Origin of the sequence: Limosilactobacillus sp. (assembly GCF_041859915.1) — a bacterium.
In the GTDB taxonomy this organism is placed as follows: Bacteria; Bacillota; Bacilli; order Lactobacillales; family Lactobacillaceae; genus Limosilactobacillus.
Genome location: NZ_JBFLGB010000064.1, coordinates 1 through 9,273, shown reverse-complemented (window position 1 = coordinate 9,273; position 9,273 = coordinate 1). Strand labels below are relative to the sequence as shown.

Genomic DNA, 9,273 nt, shown 5'->3' with positions numbered 1-9,273 from the left:
ATGGATATCTATCGTAAGGCCTTCTACCAAGAGATATCACAGCTCCATCAACCAATAATCAATTGGTCAGTATTATTTATTTGAGTCCAGTGGCTAACTTATTCTTGAAATTTAGGGCACCAACAAAATGTCAGTCCAAATCGCTTAAAACAAAAAAGCATCAACCAACTTCTTCATGTCTTGCGACAGACCCTAATAGAAGTTAGTTGATGCTCACTCATAATGTTCCACATTTAAGGATCAAGTACGAGTGTGTATTCAATTGCCTATATTTACAACGTTAAAAATTCTGCAAGTAAAAATTCAAAATCAAATCCGGCTTTAAGTGTCAGTACCAAGCTGGCTTGTCACCATCGGTACCAGGTTTATCAACTCCCAGATCTTGCCGAGCATATGGAGCCGGATCATCGATGATCTTAGCAACCAGGGTGCCAATCGACTTCCGCGAAACCTCAGTTCCTTTAAAGGCTTCACCACGCTTGGTAGTCTCATAATCAACCTCATCCTTGTTGGTCAACCAAGCCGGTCGAATGATCGTATAGTCAAGATCAGACGCGGAAATTACATCCGCAGCTTTCCGATAAGTGCCGAGATAACTGTCTTCCTGGCCGCCACCAAGTTCGGCATTGTTCCATTCACCAAATTTACCTGGTACCTCATCATAAATCCCGATCGAAGAAATCCAAACCAATTGCTTAAGGCCATGCTTATCCATCGCTGCCACGATGTTTTGAGCCTGCTGTTCAATCTGGGGATTCCGTAAGTTTGCATAAACCACGTCTGCTTGGGCCATGGCGGCATCCAATTCAGTCATCTTCAGAGTATCACCCTTAATGACTGTTTCCCGTTGTTGATTAACGGACTCAAGATGTTGCGGGTGACGAGTATAGAGCAAGAGATGATCATCACCATTCTTTAGCAATGCTTGAATGGCGTGACCAGCAATTTGTCCCGTCGCACCGAGAATCAATACTTGTTTTGCCATTATCAATTCCTCCTTATTACTTACACTATTAGTATAAATAGAATCCGTACTGGTTAAAAGTAAGCACTTTGTAGTAAGGTAGTTACCTACCGGTAAGAATTAACAGGGACTGAACAGTTCGCGTCGATTAAGTTTTTTAAGAAAAGCTTGCTATAATAGTGATAGTAAGTCTAAGGAGGGTAAAAATGCGTCCAAAAATGTTTAATATTGGGGCTGATTATGCCCTATCGATCATCGGCGGCAAGTGGAAGCCCGTCATTCTCTACTTGCTAGCTGGCCACCCACGTCGGACTAGTGAACTGGTTAAACAACTTGGTACTTCTTACAAGGTTTTAACCGATCAGCTGCGTGAATTAGCCGATGCCGGAATCGTGGCCCGTAAAAGCTTCAATACCGTCCCACCCCACGTTGAATATCGCCTGACCGACGAGGGAGAAAATCTCTACGCCGCCCTCCGCTACCTGAATTACTGGGGAGAACGGCGAGCCGCCCAACATAACGATGTTAAAATCATGTGCACTAACCAAATGAAGAAGGTTGGAGATGATGGTCTCTGTGTCATCACTAAACGTCACCTCAACCATTGGAAACAAGAAATCGTTCACCAAAATTAGGGAGTTATTAACTATGAAATTAATCAGTTGGAATATCGATTCACTCAATGCCGCTCTCACCGGCACCTCCAAACGTGCTGGTGAAACTAGGGAAACCCTGAAGAAGATTGCGGCTGCTCAACCAGATGTTTTTGCTATCCAGGAAACCAAGCTGCGTAAGGATCCGACCAAGAAACATCGAGAGGCTTTGGCCAAAATTTTCCCGGATTACACCTATGTCTGGCGATCTTCCAAAGAACCAGCCCGCAAGAGTTATGCTGGCACTATGTACTTATACAAGGACACCTACCATCCCAAGGTTACCTACCCAACAATCGATGCTCCTTCAACCATGGACCAGGAAGGCCGAATCATCACACTCGAATTCCCCGATTTCTACGTCACCGAAGTCTACACACCCAATTCCGGTAGCGGTTTGAAGCGGCTGACGGATCGGCAAGGCTGGGACGCTAAATACCGACAATACCTCAGCAAGTTAACGGAAAATAAGCCCGTCATGATTAGCGGAGATTTTAACGTCGCCCACGAACCGATCGACCTAGCTCATCCAAGTAACAACCACCATTCTGCCGGCTACACTGATGAAGAGCGGGAAGATTTCACGCAACTCCTTAAAGCTGGCTTTACTGACAGTTTTCGGAAACTTTACCCAGATAAAGCTGGAGTGTACTCCTGGTGGGCTCAACGAGTGATCACCAGTAAGCAAAATAATTCCGGTTGGCGTCTCGACTATTGGTTAGTCAGTGACCGAATCGCTGATAAAATTCAACAATCCGGGATAGTTAATACTGGTAAGCGTCGTGATCACGCCCCAGTGGAACTTGTAATTGACCTATAATGAAACAAATGCTTCTTACTCGCCATGAGCAAAGAGCATTTCGTATTTTATGCTAAAAAGAGCCTCGATAATCATATTACCGAGACTCTTTTCATTTCATTTAATTAATTTTAAAAATGACAAGACTAACAAGAAAGCGATAGTTTCAACTAATCTTTTATCCCAAATTTGGCTCAATCAAAGTACTTTCTTAAAAAACGAACAATGTGTTCACGATAGGCCGTGGGATTAATCCAAAAGCTTTCTGCATGAGTAGCGTGATCAACAATCCAGATGTCTTTAGGAGCGTGAGTTGCCTGATAATTCTCCCAGGCCATGTAACTCGGCACGTAGGTATCCTTTTCGCCATGGATAAAGAAGATCGGCAGCTTATTCTTAGCCAATTGTTCTTTTGAAGAAACGTCGCCAAGGTAAAAGCCTAGTCGGTGACGGTTGATCGTCGAAACCAATGGATAAATCGGGTATTCGGGCAAATGATACTGTTGCTTGAGCAAGTAGGCCAGTTCTTCACGAATACTGGAATAACCACAATCGGCAATGATGCATTTCACCTGGGGCGGTAACTGTTCACCGCTCATCATTTCGACGGTCGCTCCGCCCATCGAAACGCCGAAGAGGACAATTTTCACCTGCTCACCAAGTCGATCAATCAATCGTCGTAACCATTCCTGGTAGTCGAGTCGGTCAAGCCAACCAAAATTAATATACTTACCGGCACTTTGTCCGTGGGCCCGATCATCCGGTAACAGGACGTTGAAGCCCAATTGGTAAAACATTTGGGCATAGTTGGCCATCGTCTCACCGTTGCCCTTGTAACCATGGGAGATAATCACCGCCCGGTCCCGGTTACCATCTGCGGCCGGAATGAAGTAGGTCGACATTTGATCATCCCCATCATCAGTAGAGAAGGTCCAATGTTCCTTGTTTACACGATGGAACCAATTGACGTAGTGCCAGTATTCATTCGCGTATTTTTGCTTCTCCTTGGAAGTCTCCGGCACATAGTTGACCCGATGAAAGGCAATTTTAAAGAGGTATTCACTCATCACGAAACTAGTGATGGCAACCCCACCAATTGCTATTAGGCTCGCCTGAAGAAAACGTTTCGTTGCTTTCTTCACGTGCTCACATCCTTTGCTTAAAGATATTAACTATCTTAAGCTACTGAACCACCAATGGTCAAAGAATTAACTCATTATATAAATAGACAGGAAACCAGTTATTACCAGTTCCCTGTCTATTTCGTTATATCTAATATGCTAAGGAGTCTTAATCGAAATTATTAAGCGTCTTCACCAGCAACCTTAACGATAGCCTTAGAAATGTTGCCCAGCTTGCCACTGACAAAGTCTTCTACGTGAGCAAAGTCCAGCACATTGGAAATCAATGGCAATGGATCAACGTCACCGGATTGCAGAAGGGCAATTGAATCTTCAAAGGTGTATGGGTTAATAAAGGTTCCTTGAATTGTCAATTGCTTCTGGTAGACCTTGTAAGTATTAACCTTAAATTCAGAATCAGGGTTACCCACACCGAACATCAGAACTTGACCACCACGAGCGGCAGATTCAACAGCCTGTTCCTGAGTTTGTGGTAGGCCAACGGCTTCAACTACGATATCGTAGGCGTCTTTCTTAACTTCCTCAGGGTGCTTAAGGTTGTTAATAGTCTTGAAGCCAAAGTGCTTTTGGTTGTTCTCCAACTTCTCATCTACGGTCCCGGCTAAGGTAACTTCCTTGACACCACGGGACTTCAAAATTTGGGCAATCAGTTGACCTTCGAAACCATCACCAATAATCAAGGCAGTTTGGTATGGGTGAGTTTCCAGCAGATCAACAGCGTGTTCTGCACAAGAAATTGGTTCAATTACGGCGGCAGCTTCTAGAGAAACATTGTCTGGAACGTGGTAAACGACTTCTTCCGGTGCAGTAAAGTAGTCTTCAAAGCCGCCATCACGAGTAACCCCAACGGCATCCAGGTGTTCACACAATTCTGGGCGAGAAGTCCGGCAGTAAAAGCACTTGTGACAATAAATGTTAGGGTCAACGCTGACCCGGTCGCCAACTTTGAAGTCTTCCACTTCACTACCAACTTCGGCAACAACACCGGAGTTTTCATGACCAAGAACAATCGGTGGAACAGCATCAGCTGAACCTGGCAGGCCATTGTAGAGGGCTTTATCAGTCCCACAAATACCGGCCCAGGCGGTGTGAACTAAGACTTCATTAGGCTTAACTTCTGGCTTCTTGTAGTTGTCATCAATTTCTAACTTCTTTTTACCAGTCATTACTAAAGCTTTCATCAGATATTCCTCCTATATTAAATCTAATTCTATTTTAAAATTAACCTTTCACGACTTCACAAAATTCAATGGTCTCATCGTTGGGACCGATAATATTGAAGAACTTAATCCCATGTTGCCAGTAATCAAGATGTTGGACCGCATCTTCCTTAACGTTATAACCTTCTTCCTTAGCAGCCTTGAATGCTCCATCCGCATCTTCAACATTTAAAGAAATGTGGTTAATTGCACCGGTCTGGTGAACGGCCCCATCACTATCCCAGATCTCCAGCATCAAGTGACCAGCTTTCATAAAGACAACCTGGTGACCTTGGCCATCCGTATCAAATTGTCCTTGCTTCTTAAAGCCCAGACCTTCCCAGAAAGAAATCGTCTTTTTCAAATTATCCGTAGGGATTCCGACATGTGCTAAATCATCATAATAACCCTCTAAACTCTTGTTAAATGCCATAAGTTTCATCTCCTCTAAAAGGCTGATCAGTTAGTCGCTGCCTGTAGTGCTAAGGCAAAGTCACCAATCGTGGCTGAACCATTGTGTTGCGCTAACGGCATCGTGATGTACTGGTCAACATTACCAACATCAACATAGTTGTTCAATAGTTTCTTAAATTCTCGCCGAACCTTCTTCAAAAATGGTTCACTAACAACTCCGCCACCAAAGATAAGTTGCGCTGGACGAAACATCAAAGTTGCATCCAAAGCTGCTTGGGCAACGTAGTAAGCCTCAATGTCCCAAACGTGATCAGTCAAGGGAATATCTTGGCCCTTCTTTCCGGTCCGCGCTTCGAAGGTTGGCCCACTAACCAGGCCCTCTAAGCAATCACCATGGAATGGACAAATGCCCTTGAAGTCCAGGTCATCAGGGTGCCGCTTCAAGCGGATATGTCCCATCTCGGGGTGGCCAAGTTCGCCGACAAACTTCCCGTCAATGACGGCTCCGGCTCCACAGCCAGTGCCAATTGTGTAATAAACTAAGGAATGAATCCGTTTGTTAAACAACGTTGCTAAAACATATTCACCATAGGCTGAACCATTGACATCCGTTGTCCAAGCAATCGGAATGTTGAAATGCTTCTTGAAAGGACCAATAAAATCAGTATTTGACCAGCCCTTCTTGGGAGTATCGGTAATGTAGCCGTATTTGGGCGAACTCTTCCGAATTTCAATTGGGCCAAACGAAGCAATCCCAATCGCGGAGAGGTTCTTTTTGTACTGGTCAAACCAATCAATACACTTCTGAAAGGTTTCAGCTGGAGTGATCGTTGGAATGTGAATGGAATCCTTAATCTGGTAATTAACATTGCCAACGGCACAGACAAACTTGGTTCCGCCGGCTTCAATACTTCCTAATAACATGCGCTCGCCTTCTCTATTTGTTTGGATTAAACAAGGCCTAGTGATCACCCTGTTTTTTACTAAATGCTCGAAGCAATGAATAAAGCGCTCGCTCATTTCAACAATTCATATGTTAGCGCTTTCTATATTAAGTGTCAACCGGTTATCAGAAACTTTTTGAAATAAAATATGTCGCTCTATCTCATCAAAAATGAACGACATATTCCTTATTAAACAATTTTATTTAACATAAACATGCCTGGTTGCCGAGTGCCCTTCATGGGTATTAGCTTTTTTTATTTCATAACCACGCTTTCCCAGGAAGATTAAGGCAGCAATAACGAGCATCATAACACCGTAAATTCGGAACGGTGCACCTAAGCCAAGGCCACTCAATGGTTGATTAAGTAAGTAGTTAAACCAAGCGTCCGCAGTTGGGGAGAAGAAGGCCCCAAAATTAAAGCCAATTAGGATAAACGATGTAATCTTAGTCTGTAACCGCATTGGTGCCATAAACGGCAAAATATTAAAGATTAACGGAGTCAAAACCTGCATTGGGAAACCAACCATTAAGATTCCGGCTGCGATAACTGCAAAATTGTTTCCACCAAAGCCAAATAAGAAGTTGGCGATCGCCAGTAAAATCAGGCCAATATAGATCGTTCCAAGATAGCCAAACCGTTTTTGAAGGACTCCGTAGCAGGCCCCACCAAGGGTAGCCCCAATCAGCATCAAAGAAAGATAAGTCCCAGTACCAGTAAACTTTGAACCATTAATGGCAACGGCTAAGCCTGGAAACCGGTCTTCCATTCCAATAAAGTCCATCTTAATCAAAAGGACAAATGCTAAAATGGCAATTACCAGCGGACTGATTTTCGTAATCTTTTCATGAGTAATTGGTGAAACTGTCTCAAAGGATGATTGGTCATCATCAGTATCAGCATCGCTGTGCGTATCGTTTGGTACCCGCCATGCAAAGAAAGCCATCACAGCAAAGGCCAGGCCATAAACTAAGAAAGCAGCGTGCCAACCGGCATAAATCAGCAATAGGCTTGAAATCATCAACGTGCAGGCATTGCCAATCTGTTCAAAGGCCGACCGCCAACCCTGCATACTAGTTCGTTCATGCCCTTGGTACCATACTGAAATCAAAGAAATAGCCTGAGAATTATAAAGACCATAACCAGCACCTAGAAACAGCCGTGAAATTAAGATTATCCAGTAATTATTAGCAAACGCCGGTATTAAACCAGCAATTCCTACCAGTGTGATCCCAGCCATAATAATGTGCTTATCAGAAATATTAAACCAATCCTGTAGCAATGGTGACAAAACAACGAAGAACATTACCGCAAAAGACGGTGCAGTAACCAAATATTCCACCTGTGGCTGGCTAATAGCTAGGGTGGATTTGATTTGTGGCAAGGCACTCTGAATCGCGTAAGCACTCGTAACCATGAATGAGGCGGAGAGAAACGCTAGTTTAGTCGCCAATGATTGACTCTGTTTCATAACAAAAACAACCTCCAACCTTAAAAACAACTAATCATTAAAAATTTATTTTTTTACTTTATTTTCCTAACACCCTTATGTTAACCGATTGCCCTATTTGCGTAAAGCGCTTGCATTATTGTGATAATTTTCACACTTTTCCTAAAGAAATGCCTTCATAATAAGATTGGAAACGTTTATCATATAAAACGCTTACATTAGACCAATTTGAACGATACAATATTTTGCTTAGCCTCAAATAAGCTTTAATCAGCTTCTAGCAATACTTAATAAAATAGCCCAATTATTCCGCAAAATCACATTGTTTATCTATCACTAATTTTACCTTTACTAAAACAATGGTCTCTAAAGCTTGGATTACCTAAGCTTTAAAGACCATTCACATACTGTATTGTTATTTTTCAATTTAACAAAAGAACTTTAATCACACCATTTTATTTCATGCAGTAGTACTATAAATCATTTTAACCGGCAGCACCGCAGATTTAACGTCTTCTTTGCCATTAATTAATTTAAGGAGTAATTCAACCGCCTTGTCAGCCATTGCGGGGATTGGCTGGCGAATCGTGGAAAGTTCCGGTGAAAGCTTTTGGGTAATTGCAGCCCCATCGAAGCCAACTACTTTAAGATCCTCAGGCACGTGACGGCCAAATTCTTTCCCCACTCGAATAATCAGACTGGCATTGGTGTCATTGTCAGCGAAAATTCCATCGACTTCTGGATGTTCACGAAACAGTTCACGAAAGACCCGTTCTTTTTCTTCATCAGAAACATCAAACGAAACCTCATAAGTAACCGGTTGACGATGATATTTATGCATTAGATCCTCATAGGCCTGTCGCCGTAACTCATTTGGTGATACCAGGTTGACCGGATAATTGGTGTGAATAATATGCTGACAACCATCCTTGAGCAATTGTCGAACCGCCAATAATCCTCCCTGATAATTATCCGCAGAAACCACTGGAATTTGCTTACCAATGAACCGCTCAATGGAAACAATCGGTCGGTTAGTTTTGGCATATTCTGGAATACCGATGTTATGAGAACCAACGATTAATCCATCGACTTGATGATTTAATAATAATCGAAGGTAGTTTTGTTCCTTCGTCGGATTGTTCTGACTGTTACCCATCAATACTTGATAGCCAAGCTTATCAAAGCGCTTTTCAAGTTCAGCTTCTAGTTCCGCAAAGAAAGGGTCGTTAACGGTGGGAAAAACCAGGGCAACTAAGTTCGACTTTTGCCGAAAGAGTTGCCGGGCAATTGCGTTCGGTCGGTAGTTAAGCTCGTCCATCGCTTCATGAACTTTTTTGATTGTCCGGTCGCTTAAGTAGCCCCGGTGATTAATCACCCGCGAGGCCGTTGTCTTGGATACTCCTGCTGCAGCCGCAACATCCGCCAACGTAATTGTCTTCTTCACTATCGCTACTTCCTTTTCTTAAATTAATTACACCATTACATTATAACAGATAGCAACCTACGGAATTAATTTAACGATCCAAAGCAGTCCGCACATCAGTCAGTACTTTTGCCAAATCACCCTTGATTGCTGTTCCTTTATCTTCAATCTGTTGGGGTAAGAATTGGTAATCACGGTTAACCATCACATCGTAAGCACCAGGAAGGTTATTCGTCAGGGCCCAGAATGGTTCTTGGATAAACATTGGCGTCAACCGACCAACGC

General features: G+C 43.1%; 9 protein-coding genes and 2 pseudogenes. 3 read left to right on the top strand and 8 right to left on the bottom strand.

Features of this window, described 5'->3' with window-relative positions:
• Positions 1-84 (top strand): annotated as a pseudogene (locus tag ACEYV4_RS07995) (IS30 family transposase); the annotation flags it as partial.
• 244 nt (positions 85-328) lie between these two features.
• Here ACEYV4_RS07995 and ACEYV4_RS07990 read toward each other — a convergent pair.
• Positions 329-985, bottom strand: a complete 657-nt coding sequence (locus tag ACEYV4_RS07990; RefSeq protein WP_373842802.1) for an NAD(P)H-binding protein — start codon at positions 983-985, stop codon at positions 329-331.
• 185 nt (positions 986-1,170) lie between these two features.
• On the opposite strand from ACEYV4_RS07990, the gene ACEYV4_RS07985 reads away from it, so the two are divergent.
• Positions 1,171-1,599: a winged helix-turn-helix transcriptional regulator gene (locus tag ACEYV4_RS07985; RefSeq protein ID WP_373842801.1), complete on the top strand. Its 429-nt coding sequence runs from the start codon at positions 1,171-1,173 to the stop codon at positions 1,597-1,599.
• A gap of 13 nt (positions 1,600-1,612) precedes the next feature.
• Positions 1,613-2,437 carry an exodeoxyribonuclease III gene (locus ACEYV4_RS07980; protein WP_373842800.1) on the top strand — a complete coding sequence of 275 codons (825 nt, stop codon included), beginning with the start codon at positions 1,613-1,615 and terminating at the stop codon, positions 2,435-2,437.
• 173 nt (positions 2,438-2,610) lie between these two features.
• On the opposite strand, the gene ACEYV4_RS07975 is transcribed toward ACEYV4_RS07980, so the two are convergent.
• From ACEYV4_RS07975 to ACEYV4_RS07945, 7 genes and pseudogenes are all read right to left on the bottom strand, one after another.
• Positions 2,611-3,558 carry an alpha/beta hydrolase gene (locus ACEYV4_RS07975; protein WP_373842799.1) on the bottom strand — a complete coding sequence of 316 codons (948 nt, stop codon included), beginning with the start codon at positions 3,556-3,558 and terminating at the stop codon, positions 2,611-2,613.
• A 161-nt stretch (positions 3,559-3,719) separates the two neighbouring features.
• Entirely contained in the window at positions 3,720-4,739 is a 1,020-nt protein-coding gene (locus ACEYV4_RS07970; RefSeq protein ID WP_373842798.1) for a zinc-dependent alcohol dehydrogenase family protein, read from the bottom strand.
• Between the two features lie 40 nt (positions 4,740-4,779).
• The gene (locus ACEYV4_RS07965; RefSeq protein WP_373842797.1) at positions 4,780-5,190 is read right to left on the bottom strand and encodes a VOC family protein; all 411 of its coding nucleotides are present in this window, start codon (positions 5,188-5,190) and stop codon (positions 4,780-4,782) included.
• Between the two features lie 26 nt (positions 5,191-5,216).
• The gene (gene scrK, locus ACEYV4_RS07960; protein WP_373842796.1) at positions 5,217-6,095 is read right to left on the bottom strand and encodes a fructokinase ScrK; all 879 of its coding nucleotides are present in this window, start codon (positions 6,093-6,095) and stop codon (positions 5,217-5,219) included.
• Between the two features lie 219 nt (positions 6,096-6,314).
• Positions 6,315-7,586 carry an MFS transporter gene (locus ACEYV4_RS07955; RefSeq protein ID WP_373842795.1) on the bottom strand — a complete coding sequence of 424 codons (1,272 nt, stop codon included), beginning with the start codon at positions 7,584-7,586 and terminating at the stop codon, positions 6,315-6,317.
• Positions 7,587-8,025: 439 nt separating this feature from the next.
• A complete protein-coding gene (locus ACEYV4_RS07950; protein ID WP_373842794.1) occupies positions 8,026-9,009 on the bottom strand; it encodes a LacI family DNA-binding transcriptional regulator in 984 nt (327 codons plus the stop codon).
• Between the two features lie 70 nt (positions 9,010-9,079).
• Positions 9,080-9,273, bottom strand: a pseudogene (locus tag ACEYV4_RS07945) (NAD-dependent protein deacetylase); the annotation flags it as partial.

Excerpts from the sequence above, each read along its gene's own strand:
- ACEYV4_RS07980 (WP_373842800.1), top strand. The coding sequence starts at position 1,613 with ATGAAATTAATCAGTTGGAATATCGATTCACTCAATGCCGCTCTCACC.
- ACEYV4_RS07955 (WP_373842795.1), bottom strand. The coding sequence starts at position 7,586 with ATGAAACAGAGTCAATCATTGGCGACTAAACTAGCGTTTCTCTCCGCC.
- ACEYV4_RS07990 (WP_373842802.1), bottom strand. The coding sequence starts at position 985 with ATGGCAAAACAAGTATTGATTCTCGGTGCGACGGGACAAATTGCTGGT.
- ACEYV4_RS07985 (WP_373842801.1), top strand. The coding sequence starts at position 1,171 with ATGCGTCCAAAAATGTTTAATATTGGGGCTGATTATGCCCTATCGATC.
- ACEYV4_RS07970 (WP_373842798.1), bottom strand. The coding sequence starts at position 4,739 with ATGAAAGCTTTAGTAATGACTGGTAAAAAGAAGTTAGAAATTGATGAC.
- scrK (WP_373842796.1), bottom strand. The coding sequence starts at position 6,095 with ATGTTATTAGGAAGTATTGAAGCCGGCGGAACCAAGTTTGTCTGTGCC.
- ACEYV4_RS07965 (WP_373842797.1), bottom strand. The coding sequence starts at position 5,190 with ATGGCATTTAACAAGAGTTTAGAGGGTTATTATGATGATTTAGCACAT.